General features: G+C 63.1%; 16 protein-coding genes. 2 read left to right on the plus strand and 14 right to left on the minus strand.

Going from position 1 to position 22149, the window contains the following annotated elements:
* Positions 1 to 4: 4 nt before the first annotated feature.
* Both JQ597_RS15440 and JQ597_RS15445 read right to left on the minus strand, forming a co-directional pair.
* The gene (locus tag JQ597_RS15440) at positions 5 to 1603 is read right to left on the minus strand and encodes a GMC family oxidoreductase (RefSeq protein WP_212265114.1); all 1599 of its coding nucleotides are present in this window, start codon (positions 1601 to 1603) and stop codon (positions 5 to 7) included.
* A 91-nt stretch (positions 1604 to 1694) separates the two neighbouring features.
* Positions 1695 to 2918, minus strand: coding sequence for a cytochrome P450 (locus tag JQ597_RS15445; protein ID WP_212265115.1), 1224 nt, complete (start codon positions 2916 to 2918; stop codon positions 1695 to 1697).
* 196 nt (positions 2919 to 3114) lie between these two features.
* Here JQ597_RS15445 and JQ597_RS15450 point away from each other — a divergent pair, with 196 nt between their 5' ends.
* Positions 3115 to 4725 carry a flavin-containing monooxygenase gene (locus JQ597_RS15450; protein ID WP_249147880.1) on the plus strand — a complete coding sequence of 537 codons (1611 nt, stop codon included), beginning with the start codon at positions 3115 to 3117 and terminating at the stop codon, positions 4723 to 4725.
* Positions 4726 to 4871: 146 nt separating this feature from the next.
* Here the strand turns inward: JQ597_RS15450 and JQ597_RS15455 are convergent, their stop codons facing one another.
* The 11 genes from JQ597_RS15455 to JQ597_RS15505 form a co-directional block, all read right to left on the minus strand.
* Positions 4872 to 8189, minus strand: coding sequence for a carboxyl transferase domain-containing protein (locus JQ597_RS15455; protein ID WP_212265116.1), 3318 nt, complete (start codon positions 8187 to 8189; stop codon positions 4872 to 4874).
* 20 nt (positions 8190 to 8209) lie between these two features.
* Positions 8210 to 9094, minus strand: a complete 885-nt coding sequence (locus JQ597_RS15460; RefSeq protein ID WP_212265117.1) for an ABC transporter permease — start codon at positions 9092 to 9094, stop codon at positions 8210 to 8212.
* The gene (locus JQ597_RS15465; RefSeq protein ID WP_212265118.1) at positions 9091 to 10047 is read right to left on the minus strand and encodes an ABC transporter permease; all 957 of its coding nucleotides are present in this window, start codon (positions 10045 to 10047) and stop codon (positions 9091 to 9093) included. The genes JQ597_RS15460 and JQ597_RS15465 overlap by 4 nt, the downstream gene beginning before the upstream one ends.
* Before the next feature lie 4 nt (positions 10048 to 10051).
* Positions 10052 to 11599: an ABC transporter substrate-binding protein gene (locus tag JQ597_RS15470; protein ID WP_212265119.1), complete on the minus strand. Its 1548-nt coding sequence runs from the start codon at positions 11597 to 11599 to the stop codon at positions 10052 to 10054.
* A 25-nt stretch (positions 11600 to 11624) separates the two neighbouring features.
* Positions 11625 to 12620 carry an ABC transporter ATP-binding protein gene (locus JQ597_RS15475; protein ID WP_212265120.1) on the minus strand — a complete coding sequence of 332 codons (996 nt, stop codon included), beginning with the start codon at positions 12618 to 12620 and terminating at the stop codon, positions 11625 to 11627.
* Positions 12617 to 13696 (minus strand): ABC transporter ATP-binding protein, encoded by a 1080-nt coding sequence (locus tag JQ597_RS15480; RefSeq protein WP_212265121.1) that lies wholly within the window; start codon positions 13694 to 13696, stop codon positions 12617 to 12619. Before JQ597_RS15480 ends, JQ597_RS15475 begins: the two co-directional genes overlap by 4 nt.
* Positions 13696 to 16140, minus strand: a complete 2445-nt coding sequence (locus JQ597_RS15485) for a CaiB/BaiF CoA transferase family protein (protein ID WP_212265122.1) — start codon at positions 16138 to 16140, stop codon at positions 13696 to 13698. Before JQ597_RS15485 ends, JQ597_RS15480 begins: the two co-directional genes overlap by 1 nt.
* A 140-nt stretch (positions 16141 to 16280) precedes the next feature.
* Complete coding sequence (locus JQ597_RS15490; protein ID WP_212265123.1) at positions 16281 to 17723, minus strand: amidohydrolase family protein; 1443 nt, start codon at positions 17721 to 17723, stop codon at positions 16281 to 16283.
* 133 nt (positions 17724 to 17856) lie between these two features.
* Positions 17857 to 18882 carry an ABC transporter substrate-binding protein gene (locus JQ597_RS15495; protein WP_212265124.1) on the minus strand — a complete coding sequence of 342 codons (1026 nt, stop codon included), beginning with the start codon at positions 18880 to 18882 and terminating at the stop codon, positions 17857 to 17859.
* Positions 18883 to 18925: 43 nt separating this feature from the next.
* A complete protein-coding gene (locus JQ597_RS15500; RefSeq protein WP_212265125.1) occupies positions 18926 to 19702 on the minus strand; it encodes an ABC transporter permease in 777 nt (258 codons plus the stop codon).
* A complete protein-coding gene (locus tag JQ597_RS15505) occupies positions 19699 to 20565 on the minus strand; it encodes an ABC transporter ATP-binding protein (RefSeq protein ID WP_212265126.1) in 867 nt (288 codons plus the stop codon). The genes JQ597_RS15500 and JQ597_RS15505 overlap by 4 nt, the downstream gene beginning before the upstream one ends.
* Positions 20566 to 20761: 196 nt before the next feature.
* Between JQ597_RS15505 and JQ597_RS15510 the strand changes: the two genes are divergently transcribed.
* Positions 20762 to 21520 (plus strand): GntR family transcriptional regulator, encoded by a 759-nt coding sequence (locus JQ597_RS15510; protein WP_212265127.1) that lies wholly within the window; start codon positions 20762 to 20764, stop codon positions 21518 to 21520.
* A 150-nt stretch (positions 21521 to 21670) separates the two neighbouring features.
* Here the strand turns inward: JQ597_RS15510 and JQ597_RS15515 are convergent, their stop codons facing one another.
* Positions 21671 to 22105 carry a nuclear transport factor 2-like protein gene (locus JQ597_RS15515; RefSeq protein ID WP_212265128.1) on the minus strand — a complete coding sequence of 145 codons (435 nt, stop codon included), beginning with the start codon at positions 22103 to 22105 and terminating at the stop codon, positions 21671 to 21673.
* Between the last annotated feature and the right edge of the window lie 44 nt (positions 22106 to 22149).

Genomic DNA, 22149 nt, shown 5'->3' on the forward strand with positions numbered 1-22149 from the left:
GGCCTCAGTCGAAGAGATTGGCAAGGCGTTGCTTCATCTGGTCGGCGACGTAGAGCGCGATCGCCTGGATGGTCGAGGTCGGGTTCACGCCGCCTGAGGTCACGAACACACTGCCGTCGACGATAAAGAGATTCTTCACGTCATGCGACCGGCCCCATTCATTGACCACGGAGCGCACCGGATCGGTACCCATGCGTGCGGTGCCGAGCAGATGCCAGCCGCCCCATGGGATCGGGTCGTTGATGCAAAGGTCCGTAGCGCCCGCGGCTTCGAGAATTTCCTTACCCCGCGCCAGCCCATGCGCCATCATCTTCCGGCTATTTTCGCTGATCGTGTAGTCGATCTTCGGCGCGGGAATGCCGTGGCTGTCTTTCAGCACGGGATCGAGCGTGACGCGGTTGTGTTCCTCGGGCAGATCCTCGCAAATCGCCGAGACCCCGAGCCGATGGCCATTGAGCTTGCGGAAGACGCGGTGATGATCCGCGCCCCACGGCAAGATGCCCTTCTGCTCGCTCGCGACGGCTTCGAACACCGGCCCTGCGCCGCGGCCGAACTGGATGCCATAGCCGCGGACGAAGCCGCGCGACAGATCGGTGTCGTAAAACTCCTTGCTCCAGAGGCAGGTCGGCGGCGCGCGGTTACTGTCGGTCGGCTCCTTAACGAAGCCGTAGATTTGCGCATAGGGATGGAACATCAGGTTCTTGCCGACCAGTCCGGAAGAATTCGCAAGCCCGTTCGGAAAACGGCCGGAGACCGAATTCAAGAGCAGCCGCGGCGTGCCGACGCCGTTGCAGGCGATGATCACGACCTCGGCCGGCTGGAACTGCTCGACGCCATCCTTGTCGTAGTAGACGACGCCCGAGGCCATGCCGTGCTCGTTGGTCAGGATCTCGCGCACCCGGCAATGGGTTTTGAGTTCGACGCCGGCGCGGATCGCGTGCGGCCAATAAGTGATGTCGGTAGACGCTTTTGCGCCTTGCGCGCAGGCCGGCGTGCAATGGCCGAGATTGATGCAGCGCGCCCTGCCCTCGTAGTCCATCGTCGCGACCGTGGTATCCGACGGCCACCAGTGCCAGCCAAGCTTGTTCATGGCCTTGCCGATCAGCGGGCCGGAGAGCCCGAGCGGCTGCGGCGGCATCGGCGGGCGCGTCAGCGGCGAACGCGGGTCGCCCGATAGGCCCGAGACGCCCATCATGCGGTCGTTCTCTTCAAAGAACGGGGTGAGCGCGTCGTAATCGATCGGCCAGTCGTCGGCGACGCCGTCCAGCGTCTTCACCTTGAAATCGGACGGATGCAGCCGCGGCCAATGCGCGGTGTACATGACAGTCGAACCGCCGACACCGTTGAAATTCACCACCTTGATCGGCGAATTGTCATCGTTGATCGGGTAGTCCTCGGGCCGGCCGCGGATATTCGGGCTGGTCGACCAGTCGCCGTAAAACTTAGCTTCCCAGTCACGCCCGGTGCTCGGATATTCGGAAGAATTCATCCAGCCGCCCTGGTCGAGGCAGAGAATGTGCATCTTGGTATCGGCGAGGCTCCAGGCGACAGCGGCGCCGGAGGCACCGGCGCCAATGATCAGGACGTCAACGGGATCGTTCATTCCAGTTCCTCTTGTCATTCCGGGGCGCGAAGCGAACCCGGAATCTCGAGATTCCGGGTTCGATGCTTCGCATCGCCCCGGAATGACGAGTTCAATTCACAATCCTTACCGGCAGCGAACGAACGCCGCGGATGAAATTCGAATAGAGCCGCTGCGGCGGCCCTGTGATTTCGAACCTGAGATCCCGTTGCAACACTTCCTCCCAAAGAATGCGGATTTGCTGTTCGGCGAGCCGGTCGCCGACGCAGCGGTGGATGCCGGCGCCGAAGGCGAGATGCTGCCGGGGTTTGGCGCGATCGACAATGAATTCGTCGGGGCGATCGATCTTTTCCTCGTCGCGATTGCCGGAGATGTACCACATCACCACCTTGTCGCCTTTTGCAATTTGGCGGCCGGCCAACTCCACATCGTTGCGCGCGGTGCGGCGCATATGCAGTACCGGCGTGTGGTAGCGGATGGATTCGGAAACGAGGTTGGGAATCAGTTCGCGCCGGCTGCGCACCAATTCGAACTGCTCGGGGTTTTCGACCAGCGCCATCAGCCCGCCGGTCATGGAATTGCGCGTGGTGTCGTTGCCGCCGACGATCAGAAGCGCAATCGTCCCGATGAATTCGCGTGCCTGCAGATTCTGGGTCGCCGGCGAGTGCGCCAGCATCGAGATCAAATCGAAGGTTGGTGCTGCGTTGGCGCGGGCATCCCATAATTTGCGGAAGTATTCGCCCATTTTGGTGAGTTCGGCGATGCGCTCCTCCGCCGAATGCACGACAGCATCCGGCGCTTCGACATTGGCGATCGCAACATCGGACCACCAGGTCAGCCTCTCGCGGTCCTCCCAGGGAAAATCGAACAGCGTCGCCAGCATCATGTTGGTGAGATCGGTCGAGACCCGCGCCACCCAGTCAAACGTCTCATGGCGCGGCAGCGCGTCCAGCACGTCCGAGGTCCGCTTACGGATCAGCGCCTCGAGGTTGGCGAGGTTTGACGGCGCCACGATGGGAGAAACGGTGCGGCGATGCGCGGTATGGCCCGGCGGATCCATCCGGATAAAGTTGGCAAACTCCTGGCCGAGGGGCTGATCGGCGATCTGGATACCGCCAAGTTCCGAGTTCGACGAATAGTTCTCGTGGTCGAGTTCGACGGTAAAAATGTCGTCGTAGCGCGTTACCGACCAATACGGCCCGAACGGCGAGGCCTCGCAATAATGCACGGGATCGTCGCGGCGCAGCTGGGCGAATAGCGGCCGCCAATTGTCGTCCTGGTACAAATGGGGATCGCTGACGTCGATCGAGGCCAGCTTGCGCAGCGCCTGGGCCATCGTGTCCCTCCCCTGTTTCCGTCGCCGCTTGCCGGGCGCTCCTGCCTTCGACGATAGGGGCAGATATGGCCATGAGTAAAGGCGCGAGAGGCAGCCCGGCGGCAAACCTGCAACCCTGCCACGCGTCCAGGCGGGGTTTGTCCACCGGCGCAAGAACGGATAGTTTTGGTGCCAAGGACATACATTGAGAACAGACTTGGGAGCAACGCCGATTCCGGATCTTGACGTCATCATCATCGGCGCCGGCCTTTCCGGCATGTACCAACTCTACCGGCTGCGCGAACTGGGCTTGCGCGTGCACGTATTCGAGGCGGGCACCGATGTCGGCGGTACCTGGTACTGGAACCGTTATCCCGGAGCACGCTTCGATTCCGAGAGTTATTCCTATGGTTATTCCTTCTCCAAGGAGTTGCTGCAGGAGTGGGACTGGTCCGAGCATTTTGCAGGCCAGCCGGAAACATTGCGCTACTGCAACTATGTCGCCGACAAGTTCGATCTGCGCCGGGACATTCAGTTCGAAAGGCGGGTCAAGGCCGCGCATTACGACGAAGAAACCCGGAGCTGGACGATCACGCTGGAAGACGGCAGCCGCTTCAACTCCCGCTTCCTGATCACGGCGATCGGTCCGCTCTCGACGCCTACGCTGCCCCGAATCGAAGGTCTCGGCGATTTCAAGGGCGCATCGTTCCACACCGCGCGCTGGCCCAAAGAACCGGTGGATTTCACCGGCAAGCGCGTCGCTGTCATCGGCACCGGCGCAACCGGCATCCAGACCATCCAGACCATCGCCGGGCAGGTCGGACATCTGACGGTGTTCCAGCGAACGGCGAATTGGGCAGCGCCGCTGCACAACGGCAAGATCGACGCCGAGACGCAGAAGAAAATCAAGGCCGGCTATCCCGAGATATTTGCCCGCTGCCAGGAGACTTTTGCCTGCTTCGTCCACACGCCTGATACGCGCGGCGCGTTCGAGGTGTCCGACGAGGAGCGCGAAGCCAACTATGAGCGGCTCTATGGCGAGCGCGGCTTCGGCATCTGGCAGGGGAATTTCAAGGACATCCTGATCGACCGCAAGGCGAATGCGACGATCAGCGATTTCGTTGCACAGAAAATCCGCCAGCGGGTGAAAAACCACGAGGTCGCCGAGAAGCTGATTCCGAAGAACCATGGGTTCGGCACACGGCGGCTGCCGCTGGAGACGTTTTACTTCGAGGTCTACAACCAGGACAATGTCGAGCTGGTCGACATCAAGGAGACACCGATCGAGCGGATCACGCAAGCGGGCATCAAGACCAGCGCGAAGGAATTCGAGTTCGACATCATCATCTATGCGACCGGGTTTGACGCGCTCACCGGCAGCTTCGACAAGATCGACTTCCGCGGCGTCAATGAGGCGCGGCTGAAGGAGAAGTGGAAGCACGGGCCGCAGACTTACCTAGGCATCATGGTCCACGAATTCCCAAACATGATGATGCTGATGGGGCCGCACACCGCGCTCGGCAACATCCCGCGCAGCATCGAATACAGCGTCGATTGGGTGACCGGGCTGGTACGCTTTGCGATGGACAATAAGTTGACGCTGATAGAAGCGACCACCGCCGGCGTGCAGTCATGGACAGATCACGTCAAGGCGCTCGGCGTCGGGCTGTTGTCCAACGAGATCGATTCCTGGATGACCGGCATCAACTCCAACGTCGAAGGCAAGCAAACCCGCATCATCGCCCGCTACAGCGGCAGCGCCCCGGCCTACCGCGCGCGATGCGACGAGGTCGCGGCGAAGGGATATGACGAGTTGCGGCTGGGATAAAATGTCGTCCCGGCCTTGAGCCGGGACCCATAACCCCGGTCATCTATTGTTGAAGCGACGCCGTCGAACAGCGTGCGAAAAACAATTGGCGCTGCGGCGTATGGGTCCCGGCTCAAGGCCGGGACGACGTGGATGGATTCGCGTCCTCACCACGCATCGATACACGGCCGCTTGCGGCCACTCCGCGGCTCCGGCTTCGGCACCGACCTGAGCCCCGACATGATCCAGTGCCTTGTATCAGCGGGATCGATGACCTCGTCGATCTCCAGCACGGAGGCGATCGAGACCGCCTTGCCGTTGGCGTAGAGCTCGGCGACCTTGGCCTTGTAGTATTTCTCGCGCTCTTCGGGATCGGCGATCGCTTCCATTTCCTTGCGGAAGCCGAGCCGAACATAGCCCTCAAGGCCCATGCCGCCGAATTCGCCGGTCGGCCACGCCACCGTGAAGAACGAGGCATGAAAGCCGCCGCCGATCATGGCCTGCGCACCGAGGCCATAACCCTTGCGCAGCACGATGCCGAACAACGGCACCGTGAGGCTGGCGCCGGTCACGAACATCCGCGCCACATGGCGCACGATCGCGGTCTTTTCGGCCTCGGGCCCGACCATGAAACCCGGCGTATCGCACAGCGACACGATCGGAATGTCAAAGGCATCGCACAGCTGCAGGAAACGCGCGGCTTTGTCGCCGGCCGGCGCATCGATGGCACCGCCAAGGTGTTTTGGATTGGTGGCGATCAGCCCGAACGGTTTTCCCTCGATGCGGATGAACGCCGTGATCATGCCGACGCCGAAATCGCGGCGAATTTCGAGTACTGATCCCTCGTCGGCGAGAAGGTCGATCACGGTCCGGATGTCATAGACCCTCAGCCGGTTCTCCGGGATCGCGCGCCGCAGCAGCCGCTGGTCCGGCGCCTTCCAATCCGTCACCGTGCCTTGAAAATACGACAGATACTTTTGCGCGGCGGAGGTTGCTTCGGCTTCGTCCTCGACCAGGATATCGATCACGCCGTTCGGCGACTGGAACGACACCGGGCCGACTTCGGCCGGATGATAGACGCCAAGCCCGCCGCCTTCGATCATCGCCGGCCCGCCCATGCCGATCGACGCGTTTTTGGTGGCAATGATCACGTCGCAACAGCCGAGCATCGCGGCATTGCCGGCAAAGCAATAGCCGGAGACGACGCCGATGACAGGCACCAATCCCGACAGTTTTGCAAATTGCACAAAGGACGGCCCGTCGAGACCGGTCATGCCCAACCGATCCGTATCGCCGGGACGGCCGCCGCCGCCTTCCGCGTAGAACACCAGCGGCATCCGCCATTGTTCGGCGAGCCCGAGCATACGGTCGATCTTCTTGTGGTTCATATGGCCCTGCGTGCCGGCCAGCACGGTGTAGTCATACGAGATCACCATGCAGCGCGCGCCTTCCGCGCCGAATTTTTCCGCGTTCACGGTGGCAACGCCGGAGATCAGGCCGTCAGCCGGCGTGTTCTGAATGAGGTCGTCGACCTTGCGCCGCCGCCGCTGCGCGGCGATCGCCAGCGAGCCATATTCGACGAACGATCCTTCATCGACGAGCTGCGCGAGGTTTTCGCGCGCCGTGCGCTGGTTGGTCTTGCGACGGCGCTCGACCGAGGCCGGCCGGTTTTCGTCCAGCGTGATGGCGTGGCGCGCGATCAATTCGGCGAGGTCAGGGCGGATATGATCGAGATCGACATCCTCTTCCTCCGCCACATCGTGGGCATCAATCTCGGCCGGTTCGAGAAACAGGATGGCCTCATCCTGCATCAGCGTGACGCCGGCTTCCGCAGCGATCCTGGTGACCTTGCCGCCATGCGGCGCGGTCACCAGATGCTCCATCTTCATGGATTCGAGCACCGCGATCTGCTGGCCCGGGCGAACAAGATCGCCTTCCCGCACCTCGATCGCAACGATCGTACCCTGCAGCGGCGCCGGCACCGGGACGGAGCCGGCCGGACCGGCTGACCCGGCCGAGGCTTCGCGGGCCTCGGGGATGGTCACGGCAGCGCCGGCTTCCAGCAGTTCGGGCGCCGAAAGATCGTTTGCCGCGTGGACCAATGCCGCGACATGGGTATCGATGAAGCCGGTATTGATGCGGTTGGCGATGAAATCCGGATGCGCCAGCACCGCGCCGAGGAACGGGATATTGGTGGCGACGCCGCCGATGCGGAATTCGCGCAACGTGCGGGTGGCCTTCTGCACCACGTCGGCCCAATTTGGGCCGGTCGCGCGCACGATGACCTTGGCGAGCAGCGAGTCGAAGGCGGCGCTGGTCTTGTAGCCGGAATAGCCGAACGTATCGACGCGCACGCCGGGCCCGGCCGGCAGGTCAAACATGGAGAGCGTGCCGCCGGTCGGCTTGGTGACGCCGTTCTCGTCCATCACCTCCATGTTGACGCGAAGCTGCATCGCGTAGCCGCGCGGTTTTGGGATGTAGGCCTGCGCGAGGCCGAGCGAGCCCAGCGTGGCGCCGCCGGCAACGGCGAGCTGCGCCTGCACCAGGTCAACGCCGAGCACCTCCTCGGTCACGGTGTGCTCGACCTGAAGCCGCGGATTGGCCTCGATGAACGCAAAAGCCTGCGCATCGCCTTTGGCGTCGCCATCGACCAGGAATTCGAACGTGCCGAGATTGTCGTAGTTCGCGGCCGCCGCGAGTTCCCGGGCGGCGTCAATGATCCGCGTGCGCAGACTGTTGCTCAGGGACGGGCTCGGCGCCACCTCGATCAGCTTCTGGTTGCGGCGCTGGATGGTGCATTCGCGCTCCCACAAATGGCTGATCGCGCCGTGGTGGTCGCCGATGATCTGCACCTCGATATGGCGGGCGTTGCGAATCAGGCGCTCGACATAGACGCCGTCGCTGCCGAAGGCAGCTTTGGCCTCGGACTGGCAGCGCGCATAGGCTTCTTCCAGCTTTGCCGCATCGTCCACGATACGCATGCCGCGCCCGCCGCCACCGGCGATAGCCTTGATCATGACGGCGGCGCCAGAGCCCAGCGACGCGAAGAAGTCCTTGGCCTGGTCGAGCGAGGTCGGGCCGCTGGTACCCTCGATGATGGGCACGCCGCACTCCTTCGCCAGTGCCTTGGCCTTGGCCTTGTCGCCGAACAGATCCAGCGCCTCCGGCGACGGGCCGACGAAGGTGATGCCCTCTTCCGCGCAACGCCGGGCGAGTAAGGTGTTTTCGCTTAGAAAGCCGTAACCGGGATGCAGTGCATCGCAGCCGGTGGCCTTGGCGGCGGCCACGACCGCCGCTATGTCGAGATAGGCCCGTGCACCCCGGCCGGGGATTTCTTGGGCGGCGTCGGCCGCGCGCGCATGCAGCGACAGCGCGTCGTCAGCGGGATAGATCGCGACGGTAGCAAGGCCGGTCTCGCCCGCGGCCCGCGCGATACGAATGGCAATCTCGCCGCGGTTGGCGATCAGGAGCTTGTTGAAGGGCATAAGAAATGTCCGCAAAAGGATTATCGGTCCTTCATGGTCGGATCGAGCACGATACGCAAGGATTCTCCGAGCGCATTGAATGCCAACGAGACCACCAGAATGGCAAGCCCCGGGGCATACATCTGCTCCGGCGCGATCTCCATGTACTGGTAGGCGCGGGCCAGCATCGCGCCCCAGCTCGGGTTTGGCGGCTGGATACCGAGCCCAAGGAAGCTGAGGCTGGCCTCCGCCAGCAGCGCCGCCGCCAGTAAGAGCGTGACCTGCACGATCACCGGCTGCAGGGCGTTCGGCAGCACATGCTTCCACAGGATATGCCAGGCCGGCGCCCCAAAACACCTGGAGGCGTCGACATAGAGCTCCTGCCGCACGATCAGTGTCCGGGCGCGGACGATTCGCGCCAGCGCCGGGAACATCACGATGCCCACGGCAATCATGCCGTTGGTGAGGCCGATGCCGAGCGCGCCGGTGACCGCAATCGCCAGCACGATGGCAGGGAATGACAGGAACGTATCGATGATCCGGCTGATGATATCGTCGGTCCATCCGCCGAAGAACCCGGCGGCCAGGCCGACCGGCAGGCCGATCGCGACCGCCACGCTGACCGCGAGCAGGCTGGCATACACCGTTGCCGGCGCGCCGTAGATCAGCCGGCTGAAGATGTCGCGACCGAGATCGTCAGTGCCAAGCAGATGCCCGGGCCCCGGGGCCGCCAGCATGTTGTTGGCATCCTGCGCGGTCGGCAGATAGGGCGCGATCCAGGGTGCGCCGATCGCGACAATCACCAGCACCAGCAGCACCAGGATCGCGAGCGCGGCGCGCAGATCGCCCGCCAGCCAGCGGAAAAACCGCCGCAGCCGGCTCGGCTGGACCAGTCGCTTGGGGGTTTCGAGCGCCAAATCCGTCATTGTTCGATCCGGGGATCAACGGCCGCGCACAGCAAGTCCGCGATCAGGTTCACCAGAATGACCACGATCACCATCGTGAACACCACGCCCTGCACGATCGGAAAATCACGCTGGATGGCGCCGCGCACGATCAGGCTACCGAGGCCCGGAATCGCAAACACGGCTTCGATCACGACGGTCGCCGCCAGCATGCGGTTGACCAGGATGCTGATGATCGTGAACAGATTGACGCTGACATTCTTGAGCCCGTGCTGCCACAGGATCCGGGTCATCGAGAGGCCCTTGGCGTGCAGGGTGCGCACATATTGCGACGACAGCACTTCCAGCAGCGATCCACGCAACTGCCGCGCCACCTCGGCCATGCCGTAGGCGGCAATCGCAATGCCCGGCAGCAGGGCATGCCGGATCGCCTCGATGGGCGAGACGCTGAAGGATTTCGCGCCGGTTGCCGGCAGCCAGTTCAGCTTCAGTGAAATTTCGGCGACCAGGATCATCGCCAGCCAAAAGCCGGGAATGGCGACACCGAGCGAGGCGATCATGCTGACCGTCTTGTCGACCCAGCCATCGGGCTTGATCGCCGCGATCACCCCCATCGGGATTCCCGTGACCAGCGCCAGCACCAGCGCGATCGCGACAATAAGGAGCGTGTTGGGAAAGGCCCGCGAGATCGAGGTCGCGACCTTCTCGCCCGTCAGCAGTGATTGCGACAGGTCGCCTTGCACGACATTCGCCAGCCACGCGCCATACTGCACCAGGAACGGCCGATCGAGGCCGTAGACCTTCCGGATTTCGGTAATGCGCGCGTCGGTGGCGTTGTCGCCGGCCAACGTCACCGCGATGTCGCCGGGCACCAGCTTGAGCAGCGCGAACACCATGAAGGTCGCGAGCAGGATCACGGGCAGCGCCTGCAGCAGGCGGCCGCCGATGACCCTTGTCGGACTTCGTCGCGCCATTCGGTTAGCTTTCCAGCCAGACGTCGTCGTATTTCGGCTTGCCCAGCAGGTTCGGCCTGTAGCCTTGCACCTTCTTGTTCATCGCCACCAGTTCGAACTGGAACGCGAGCGGCGCCACGAAGGCATTTTCCATCACCAGCCGTTGCACGGTCGCGAACGCCTTGCGGCGCAGCTCGATGTCCTCCGACGCCCGCGACTCCTTGATTGCGGCTTCGAGCTCCGGCGGTACCGCGCCCCGGCCACCATTGTAGTAGGCGTCCTTGGTGAACATCAGCGAATAGGTCAGGCTCGGATCGGGCCGCCCGGTCCAGGCCGCGAGAATGCCGGAGCCGCGTTTCTCGGCGCCGAAGAACGCGGCCGAGGCTTCCGCGATCGGCGCGTTCAGGAAGCGTACGTTCATGCCCGCTTTGCGGAACTGTTCGATCAGGATTTCCTGGCGCTGCACCGAATCCTGATCGGGATAGCCGACCAGCTCGATCGGCAAGCCATCCTTGAATCCGGCCTCGGCGAGCAGCTTCTTCGCCTTGTCGGGATCGTGAGGATAAAGCCCGGCGACGGACTTGTCGTAGGCCCAATGCGCTTTCGGCAGGTTCATGTAAGCGGGCTCGGCAAGGCCCGCGAGCGCCGCCTTGACGAAGGTTTCGCGATCGATCGCAAAATTGAAGGCCTGGCGCACCTTGATATTGTCGAACGGTGGCTTCGCCCAGTTCAGGAAGATCTGGAACACGTACAGCGTCGGCCCGTTGAAGATCTTGATATTGCTGGCGCGCTCCACGATCGCCTTCTGCCGCGGCGGCAGCTGGTACATCAGATCGTTCTGGCCGGCGGTCACCGAGCGTGATCCGGTAGTCAATTCCGGAATGATCGAGAACTCGATTCCATCTGGATAGGGACGGTTGGGCTTCCAGTATTTCTCGTTGCGCTTGATGACGATCTTCTCGCCGTCCGCCCAGCTAACGAAGATATAGGCGCCGGCGCCGACCGGCGTGCGCGCGACATTGCCGGCCGCACTGGCCTTGACCGCGGCCGGCGATACCATCATGCCGGCACGGTCGGAGAGAATGCCGGGCAATGCTGCGTCAGGTGTACTTAGCTTCAACGTGACCTGCAACGGACCGGTCACCGCAGCCGATTCCATCGCGGCAAGATCGGCCTTGATGTTGGATTTCGGATCGCTCTTGTTGCGCTCCAGGTTGAACTTGACGGCCTCGGCATCGAGCGGCGTGCCATCGTGGAACGTCACGCCGGAACGGATGTTGAGCACCAGCGTCGTCGGGTCCGAAAAGCTCCAGCTCTCGGCGAGGCCGGGCTTCGGCTTCAGCGTCTCGAAATCCCATTCGGTCAGCGTGTCGTACATCGTGAACAGGAAGGCATGGTCCGAACCGGCGCCGCCGGTTGCCGGGTCAAGGCTCGACGGATTGGCAGGCGCCGAGATGCGCAGGACCCCGCCGCGCTTCGGCGTGCCTTGCGCAAATGCGTGGCCGCCGAGGGTTGCACCAGCCAGCGCGCCCGATATCAGCGCCATTACCTCGCGTCGCGTCGTCTGTGTCATGGCAATTCCTCCGGCGGTTCTTCTGTTAGTTCGGTGAAAAATTCGGGCGGTCGGCGAAATGGCAAGCGACCCAGTGATCGGGCATCAGCTCGCGCCAGTCCGGCGTCTTCTCGGCGCAGACGGCTTGCGCATACTGGCAGCGGGTGCGGAAGCGGCACCCCGATGGCGGGTCGATCGGGCTCGGAATCTCGCCCTGCAGGACGATGCGATTGTTGCCGCGCATGGTCGACGGCAACGGCCGTGGCTCGGCCGACAGCAGCGCCTGGGTATAGGGGTGCAGCGGCCGTTCCGAGACCTTTTCGGTCGGGCCTAGCTCGACGAAACGTCCCAGATACATCACCGCGATCCGCTCGCTGATATGGGACACCACGGCGAGATCGTGGGTGATGAAGACGTAGGTAAGCCCAAGATCGCGCTGCAGTTCGGCGAACAGATTGAGCACGTCGCCGCGGATCGACATGTCGAGCGCCGCTACCACCTCGTCACAGACGATCAGTTTGGGGCGCAGCGTGAGCGCCCGGGCAATCACCACGCGCTGCTTCTGACCGCCGGACAGCTGGTGCGGATAGCGCTCGCCGAGGTCCTGCGGCAGACCGACCCGGTCCATCGCCTCATGCGCCCGCTGCAGCCGCTCGGCCTTCGATCCTGCGCGCGCCAGTTCGAGCGGCTCCAGCACCGACGATAGTATCGTCATGCGCGGGTTCAGCGCGGCATTCGGATCCTGGAAAATGATCTGGTAGTCGCGGCGATGGCTTTGGAACTGCTGCCGCGGCATCGCCAGCGGATCGACGCCATTGTGCAGGATCGCGCCGCCGCTGGGTTTGAGCAGGAACACCAGCGCACGGCCGATCGTGGTCTTGCCCGATCCGGATTCGCCGATGATGCCAAAGGTCTCGCCGCGACGAACGTCAAAACTGACGCCGTCGACCGCCTTCACAATGGCGCGGCGATCGGTGGTCTGAAAGCCGACCTGGAGATCGCGCACCGAGACGATGGCATTATTGGCGGCTTGCGGCGTCATGGGCTGGCCACCATCGCTGCGATCGGTGCCGTCGCAGCGTGCTGCAAGGCACCGGGCAGATCGAGCTCGCGAAAGCGCCAGCAGCGCACCTTGCGGCCATTGCCGGCGTCGAGCAGCGCCTGCTCTTTCTCGCAGCCGGCGACCGCATGCGCGCAGCGTGCCTTGAAACGGCAGCCATTGGGCATGTCCATGATCGACGGCACCCGGCCCGGGATCGACGGCAGCTTGCCGTGCCGCGGGCTCAGATGCGGCAACGAGCGCAACAGGCCCGACGTATAGGGATGCAGCGGCCGGACCAGCGCGTCATCGACCGCGGCGTCCTCGATCACCTCGCCCGCATACATCGTAATCATGCGCGTGCAGGTTTCCGCGACGACACCGAGATCGTGCGTGATCAGCATCAGCGCCGTATTGGAAGTCTCGCTGAGGTCGCGCAACAGTTCCAGGATCTGCGCCTGGACGGTGACGTCGAGTGCCGTGGTCGGCTCGTCCGCGATCAATAGTTGTGGCCCGCAGATCAGGCTTGCTGCGATCATCACGCGCTGGCGCATGCCGCCGGAAAGCTGGTGCGGATAATCGTCGATGCGGCGCTCCGGCGAGGCAATGCCGACCCGGCGCAGCATCTCGAGCGTCCGTTCCCTCGCCTCCTCCTTGGTGACGCCGGTGTGCACCCGCAGCGTCTCGGCGATCTGATGGCCGACTGTGAACACCGGATCGAGCGCACTCATCGGCTCCTGAAAAATCATCGCGATGCGCCGGCCGCGGATCGCCCGCATCTCGCGCGTGCTGCAGGACGCCAGATCGGTTCCGTCGAAGTGGATCGATCCATCGAGCCCGGCAAGGTTGTTCGGCAACAGCCGCAGAATCGAAAGACCGGTGATGGTCTTGCCGCAGCCGCTTTCGCCGACGATGCCGACCCGCTCGCCGGGGGCGATGTCGAAATCGATCTTGCGGGTCGCCTGCCAGACGCCGTGCGAGGTCTTGAAACGGATGCCGAGGCCGCGCACCGACATCAGCGCTTGCGGGCCGCCCGCAACCACTTCCGATCCGCGCTGTGCCGGCTGGGCCGCTGCCATCAGCCCGCCGCCCGCTTCTTCTCTTTCACGAGCTGTTCCTCCATCAGCATCTCGGTTCCAATGATGCCCTCGCGGGCCAGCTGATCGATCTCGGCATCGGAAAGCCCGAGCAGCCCGCCGAGAATTTCCTGATTGTGTTCGCCGAGCGTCGGCGGCGCGGTTCGGATCGGGAACGGCTTTGCGCTCTCACGGAACGGCATCGAGGGTTGCGGATGTTTTCCGATAAAGGCGCGATCGACTTCCTGAATGAAACCGCGCGCATGCAGCTGCGGATCCTGCAGCAGCTCCATCGGCAGCCGCGCGACGCCTGATGCGATGCCTGCCGCCTGCAACGCCTTCATCGCCGCTTCCGGGTCGCGCGCCGACGTCCATGCATTGATAGCGGCCTCGATCTCGCGCTCGATGGCGCGTCGTCCCACCGCCGTCGTCAGCCAGGCATCGGTGGCCCAATCGGCGCGGCCGAGCAGTTTTGCAAGCCTTGGCCACATCGCATCGCTGGAAACCGCGACCACGATCCAATTGTCGGCGCCGGCGCAGCGGAAGCAGCCATGCGGCACGAAATCCGGATGGCGGTTGCCGTACCTGACCGGCTCCTTGCCGTCGATCGAATGCGCCACGATCCAGGGCGCCGCAAACGGCATCATGCATTCGATCTGTGCCAGATCGATGAACTGGCCCTTGCCGGTGAGCTTGGCGTGGATCAGCGCGGTGAGCACCGCGGCGCAGCCGTTCAATCCGCCGACGGCATCGCCGAACGCGGTGTGGCTCATCACGGGCGGTCCATCGGGATCGCCGACCACGCTCGGCAGGCCCGAGCCTTGTTCAAGCGTCGAGCCATAGGCGCGGCAATCGCGGTGCACGCTGCCAGCGCCGAAGGCCGACATCGACATCATGACAAGCTTTGGATTGAGCTTGCTCAGCACCTCATAACCGAGCCCGAGCTTCGGCAACACCTCGACGGAGTAATTGTCGACAACAACGTCGGCATCGGCCAGCAGCCGTTTTGCCAGATTGAGGCCCTGCGGACGCGTCAGGTCGAGCGTGATGCCGCGCTTGTTGCGGTTCATGATGCAGTAGCGCACCGATTTCTCGTACATCTGTTCGAGAACATAGGCCGGCCGCCGGTCCACCCCGCGCCACCAATCCGGATATTGCGTGGCCTCGATCTTGATGACGTCGGCGCCGAGATCGGCCAGCGTGCGCGTACAGATCGGGCCGGCCCAACCCATCGAGAAATCGACGACGCGGATGCCTTCCAGCGGCAGGCGGTCTGATCCCTGCTCTGCAGGCACCGGTACCCGTTTCGCAGCCTCGCTGACATGCGCACAGCCGAGCATTTGCTCGCCGATATCGGGAACCGCGCCGCCGCGACGTGGCGGTGTTCCGGTCAAGCGTTGCATCGAGCCTGCCGTAAAGCCGGTTTCGTCGCCGATCATAACCGGCACGATTGCGCCGCGCACCTTCTTCTCTTCGTCGGCGATGAGGTCGCCGACATCGGGTACCGGCACGATCGGAATCTTGCGGCGCAGGCTCTCGGCGAACCATTCCTGCGCGGTGCGCTGTTTCAGCCGCGGCACGATCTTGCCCTCGATGTCAGCAATATGCTGCAGGCGATCGACGCCCAAGGACAGCGCCGGATCGTCGCGCAATTCCGGCAGCGCCAGCATCTCGCAAAACGACCGCCATTGCGCCGGAGTTACCGTGGTGACGCCGAGCCAGCCTTGCTTGGTTTCGTAGATGCCGGCCGGGAACGTCGGCCAGAACCTGTTAACCCCCATGCGCCGCATGATGTCGCCGTGCACGAACGACTCGAACATGATGTACTCGGTCACCGCGATGCTGGATTCGAAGATGCTCAGGGAGTTCGCCCGTCCCCGACCGTCCTGCATCCGGCCCAGCACCGAGGAAGCCGCCGCGATAAAGCCCCAGAGGCCGGCGAAGATGCCGGTCTGGAAATCCGGCGCATGCATCGGCGGCCCCTCGACCGGCCCGACCAGCTTTACCAGTCCGCTCAACGCGCGAATCGTCGAGTCCGTCGCTTCGAATTTTGCATACGGCCCCTCACGACCGAACCAGCTTATGTCGAGATGAATAAGGCCGGGGTTGCGCTGTTTGATCGCTGCGAGATCGACAGCCGGACAGTTCGCCGCATCGATGTCGCGGCCGTCGAGCAAAATGTCGCACGCCGCGATCAGTTCGGTCAGGCGCGATGAAGCGTCGGCGTCACTGCAATCGAGCGCCACGCTCGACTTGTTGAAATTAAGAAACGCAAACCAGGCGCTGTGACCTTCCGGCGTCAACGGCGCGGTGCGGCGAAGCGGATCACCCGCCGGCGGTTCGATCTTCTGCACGGTCGCACCGAAATCGGCGAACAACCGCGCGCAATAGCTGGTCGCCGCAGCGCTTCCGATCTCGACAATCCGCAGATGCGACAACGCGCCCATCACGCTTCCTCATGGCCAAACGACCGGCGTCATGTGCGCGCCGGTTCAGTTTTTTATTGCTGACCATGAAACCTTGCCCGCTTGTCGATGCAAGCGGAATTTTCTTCCGTGATACGGAATACGTTTGAGCGACGAAGCAGTCAGTTGCAATGCAATTGCGCTTCGAACCAGTTTTGAAGCGAAGCCGAAAGCGGCGGCCACGCGCGCAGGAAATTTTCGAATTTGCCGGCATTGGCACGGTAGATGCCGCGCAGCTCCTTCTCGATCGCGGGAAGATCGACGCCGGTGCAACGGCCCTCGCTGACGATCGTGTGTCCATCGACAACCACCTCGCGCAACAGCGATGCGTTGCCTCTCGCGAACAGCAGCTCTACCGGATCGACCGGCATGATCTGATCGCGATCGAGACGGTCGAGATCGATCGTTACGAAGTCTGCCGGAGCGCCGGGCGTCAACGCGCCCGTACCCGGCGCGCCGGTCGCCTTGCGGCCGTTGGCGACGGCAAGGCCGAAAAAATCCGCTGGCGTCCAGGTTCGCTTGAAGCCAAGACCGCCGTGGAACATCTGCACCAGCCGCATCTCGCGCAGCACGTCGTCATCCTCGTCCAGCGCCAGGCCATCGACGCCGACGGCGATGGCGCAGCCGCATTGATGCGCGGCGGCGATCGGCGCGAGGCCCGAGCGCAAATGCATGTTGGAACTGAAATTGGTGACGATGCGCGCTCCGGACGCGGCGATCATCTCGATTTCATCCTGCCGCGCATGAATGCAATGCGCCAGCGTCAGCCGATCCGACAGGAAGCCGATGTCGCGAAGGTAGCGAACGATACCGTCAGGGAAATGCTCATCCGCCCAGGCGCGTTGATAGATGGTTTCCAGCAGGTGCATGTGGATCCGGCGGCCGGTCAGCGCCGAATTTTCGGCGACCGCCTCCAGCAACGGCCTTGAACACCACTGCACGCCCGCCGGCCCTAACTGCACGTCGACCTTGGGGCCAGCGATCGCCGACGCGATCGTATCGATAAGGTCGATATAAGCCTTGGGCGACATCGGCGGACGGACGAACAATTCCTCGATCGTCTTCCGATCGTCACTGGGTAACTCCGAGAGTACTGGCTCACTATCGCCATAGACGATTGGATTCTGGTCGCGCACCGCAAGAGCGAACGCGATGCGAATGCCGACATCGGAGGCCGCCCGCGCGATCGCCTTGGCTTCGTCGACCAGCGGCATGGTCCCGCTCGGCCGCGTGTAGTGCACCATCATCGAAGCGCACCCTGCCCGCGCCGAGCGCGCCAGCGCGGAGGCCGCGGTGAGATAGGGATCGACCGGCGTGCCGAGCGCGGATCGCAGGATCCAGCTTTCCAGCGGCATCCCGATCGCGCCAAAGGACGACACGGTCGGCCGCGCATGGTCGTGGGCATTGACGAAGGCCGGAAGGATGAGGGAGCGCGGGCCAGTAGCGGGCGGCATTCCCTCATCAATGGAGGTGATCAAACCACCGTCGTGCCGCAGCACGGCGTTTTCGAGCAGACCGCGGTCAGGACCGGAGAACAGGCTGTGGGCGATAACTTCCATAGGCATTCCAGCACTCCGTCGTCATTGCGAGCGTAGCGAAGCAATCCATGCTTCCACGCGGGGAAAGATGGACTGCTTCGTCCTCGTCCCTTCGCTCCCTTGCGCAAACGCTTCGCGTTTGTCGCAGGCAATGACGAGCTTAGTTCGCCGTATACTTTAGCTCCCTTTCCGCACGCGGCGGCAGGAATTCGCGCGAGAATATTTCCGACGCTGCCGGCGCCCGGGCAAGCTGATAGCCTTCGACGATGATACCGATGGCGCGGGTCATGCGATCGTCCTTGACGTCGCCGACGCCGATTTCCTTCATCTCGGCCGAGACGATCAGCTTGTCGAAGGAATATTGCAGCCGGCGCTTTTCGACGTCGACATTGATCAGATTGTCGTAATTCAGCGCCGCCTTCATGCCGGCGTTCTGGTCCTTTGCAACCGCGATCATTCCCTTGTTGACGGCGCGGACGAGCCCGGCGACCGCCTTTGGATTGGACGCGATCAGCTTGCGGGAGACCATCAGGCCGTTGGAATAGAGATCGAGGCCGTAATCACCGAACGAGAACCATTTATAGTCCTTGTCAGGATCCTGGCGGTTCAGCACGAGGTTGAAATAGCTGGTGATGTTGAACACCAGCGCCGCGTCGATATCGCCCTTGATCAGCATCGGCTCCTGCAGGTTCGGCGCCATGTTGGAGATCTTGATCTTCTCGCCCTCGAGCTTGTTCTTCTGCGCGAACACCGGCAGCAGCCGCGTGGTCGGCGTGCCCTGCGCGCCGCCGAGCGTGCGGCCTTCGAAATCCTTGATGGTGTTGATGCCGCTGGTCTTCTTCGTAACGATTGCAAAGGGCGGCTGGTTCCAGATCTGGTAGACCATCACAGGCGCGTCCTGCGGCTTGGTCGAGGCATTCTGGATGATGGCGTTGACGTCGCCAAAGCCGGCGTCATAGGCGCCCGACATGATGCGCGTCACCGTCGCACCCGAGCCTTCGCCCTGGTCGATCACGACGTTGAGGCCCTCTTCCTTGAAGTAGCCATTGTCCTTGGCATAGAAAAACGCAGCGTCGCTGCCTTGGGTTTTCCAGCCCAGCGTGAACTTGATGGTGGTTTCCTGGGCGTTCGCGGCGCCTGCGAACAAAGCTACTCCCAACAGCGCGGCGCCTATTTTCGTTAACATCGTGAACCTCCTCGAGTGGGTTGGATGGCGGTTGGTGAAATCGTCATGTCGCGATCAAGTCGTTCTTGCGGGTGGCCCAGCCGGTGACGCGGCCCTCGATCAGCGAAAAGATCACGTAGAGCGCGACGCCGAGGCCGGCGAGCACGAACAGGCCGGCGAACACCAGCGGCACGTTGAAATTCGAGGACGCGGTCATCATCACGTTGCCGATGCCGCGGTTCGACGCCACGGTCTCGGAGAGAACCGCGCCGACAAAGGCGTAGCTGATCGCAACCTTCAATGACGCAAAGAAGAACGGCATGGTGCGGGGCAGACCGACATTCCAGAGGATGTCGAGCTTGCTGGCGCCTAGCGCTTTCAGCACGTCTTCGAGTTCGGGTTCGGTGGTCGCAAGCCCCGTCGCGATATTGACGACGATCGGGAAGAAGCAGATCGACAGGGCGGTCAGCACCGCCGGCACGCTACCCGAGCCAAACCACAGCACGAAGATCGGAACGACAGCGACTTTGGGGATCGACGAGAATCCGACCAGCAGCGGATAGGCCGTGTCGTATGCCGTCTTGGAAACGCCGATGACGGCGCCCAGCACGACGCCAAGCCCGACACCGAGCACGAAGCCGATCATCGTCGTCGCCAGCGTTTGCAGGATATGCGGCCACAACAGCGGAAACTTCTGGTACAGCGTCACGAAGACTTCCGACGGCCGCGGCAGCACCAGGTCGGACATCCCGGTCATCACGCAAAACAGTTCCCAGGCGACAAAGAACAGCACGATCAGTGCCGCCGACCAGGCCTTTTGTCTGATATCCGTTGCGGTCATGATGCCGCTTCCTCGGCTGGCGCGCTGCGCGCATCGACGATGAAGGTGCGCAGCTTCTGGTTCAGCGCCACGAAATCGGGCTCGAACGTCATCGCCACCGTGCGCGGGCGGCTGAAACTCACCGGGCTGTCGTCGACGATGCGGCCGGGCCGTGCGCTCATCACGCAGATGCGGCTGGCGAGGAATGCAGCCTCGCGCAGATCGTGCGTCACCAGCAGCACGGTCGCCTTGTGGGTCATCCAGAGCTCTTGCAGGATCGACCACAGTTCCTCGCGCGTGAACTGGTCGAGCGCGCCGAAGGGCTCGTCGAGCAGCAGCATCCGCGGTTCGTGGATCAGCGCGCGGCACAGATTGGCGCGCTGAAGCATGCCGCCGGAGAGCTGCCAGGGAAAACGGCTGCCAAAGCCCTTGAGGCCGACCTGCTCCAGCAGCGCATTGGCCTTGTCGCGGAATTCGGTCTTGCGAAGCTTGCGGAATTGCGAGCGAAACGGCTCGACAATCTTGAGCGGCAGCATGATGTTCCGCTCGATCGTCATCCAGGGCAGCATGGTCGGATTCTGGAACGCCATGCCGACGCGCAGCGCCCGCGCCGCGACTTCCCGGCCACCGACGATGACGACGCCGGTGGTCGGCTGAACCAGCCCGCTGGCCAGCCGCAGGATGGTGGACTTGCCGCAGCCGGACGGGCCGACCAGCGCGACGAACTCACCGTCGGCAATCCGAAGCGTGGTTTTCGACAGCGCCGGCACGGCGCGGTCGCCACGGCCAAAGGTGACGGACGCGTCCGACAGCTCAATTGCGATGGGTACAGCGGGGGCCGGAACGGGCGCGCCGGAGAATTCCGAATCTGGTTGCATGCGCATCATGGCTGGAAGTGCATGCAAGCCGGATGCCAGCAAAACTCGCGTTTGAAATCAATGGGATCGCAAAAGGACGCGCAAACCAGCGGATTCCTTTTAGGCAATCCGGCCGCCAAACTGCATGCAATTCAGGCGCTCAATTGTCTCCCATTTGTGATATGAGGACGCATTCGAAGCACTTCTTTCAAAGGATTCGCCGATGGCGCCTCGTTCGGCCGGCAAGACTGCGGAATCATCCGACAAGGTCGGGGTGATCTGCCGCGCGCTGCGCCGCGCCATCATCGAGCAGGCGCTGGAGCCCGGCGCGAAACTGCCGGAGGATTCCTTGGGCGAGCGCTTTGGCGTCAGCCGCACCATTGCACGCCACGCGCTGGGGCAACTGGCCGCGGAAGGCCTCGTCGAACTTCGCCGCAACCGGATCGCTGTCGTGGCAACGCCGAGCTGGCAGGAAGCCCGCGACGCCTTTGATATCCGGATCGAACTCGAACGCCTCGTGGTGCGTCAACTCGCCGGCAAACTGACCAAAGCCCAGATCGCGACGCTGAACGCCCACGTCGACGCCGAGGATGGCGCCCGCGACGGCACCGATGCGGTATCCATTCGTCTTGCGACCGAATTCCACATCCTGCTCGCGCAGATGACGAACAGCCCGATCCTCGTGCGTTACGTCAGCGAAGTCGCCTATCGCTGCTGCCTCACTCTATCTCTGTACAGCCGGCCGCATTCGTCCGAATGCGCGATCAATGAGCACCGCGCGATTATCGCAGCCCTGGTCAAGGGCGACGAGGCCAAGGTGATGAGCCTGATGCACAGCCATCTGGATTCCGTGGCGAACCGGGCTTTGGTGGCGCCGGCTCCTCAGCGCGGCCGCGATTTGCTGGATATTCTGGCGCCGTACGCCGATGAGGGCGAGAGCGACCGTGTGGTGAAAATGCCGAAGGTCGCGCGGGCCAGGTAATCGGTTTTTCCGTCATGGCCGGGCATAGCCGTCTAAAGGACGGCGTCGCTTACGCTCGCCTATGCCCGGCCATCCACGACTTTCTTGTTGAGCTGAAGCGAAGACGTGGATGCCCGGGTCAAGCCCGGGCATGACGAGTACTGGGATGCCCTACGCCTCAATCCCTCTCTGAACCAGAATGCGTTCCGCACTATCGTTCCAGACATCCATCTTCACGATCTGGCCGCCCCTCACGACAAAGCGATCGACATAGCGGTTGCCCTCGAATGGCGTGCCGTCGATCCATTCGCCGTACAGCGTGCCGATACTGTAGACCACGGTCTCGTCCGCTCCCGGGCAGACGTCGAAACGGTCCATCTTCTTCTTGACCCAGCGGTAGCGCGCTGCGTTGAAGCCGGTCGGCCCGCGCGGATGATCGAATTCGCGCCCGCCGGTAAAGGTGATGATGGTACCCGACTTCATGTAGGCCGCCGCCGCATCCGGATCCGGGATCATCGATGCCGTGAGATAGGCTTCGACCACTTCGGCATCCGAAAGGCGGCGGTCTTGTAGGGGGAGATCTTGGGCTTTGGCGGAAATGGACATGACGGCTGCTCCTGATATCAGGAATACTACAATCGGAGCCTCCA

It is taken from the genome of Bradyrhizobium sp. AUGA SZCCT0177 (assembly GCF_018130125.1).
Lineage (GTDB): Bacteria > Pseudomonadota > Alphaproteobacteria > Rhizobiales > Xanthobacteraceae > Bradyrhizobium.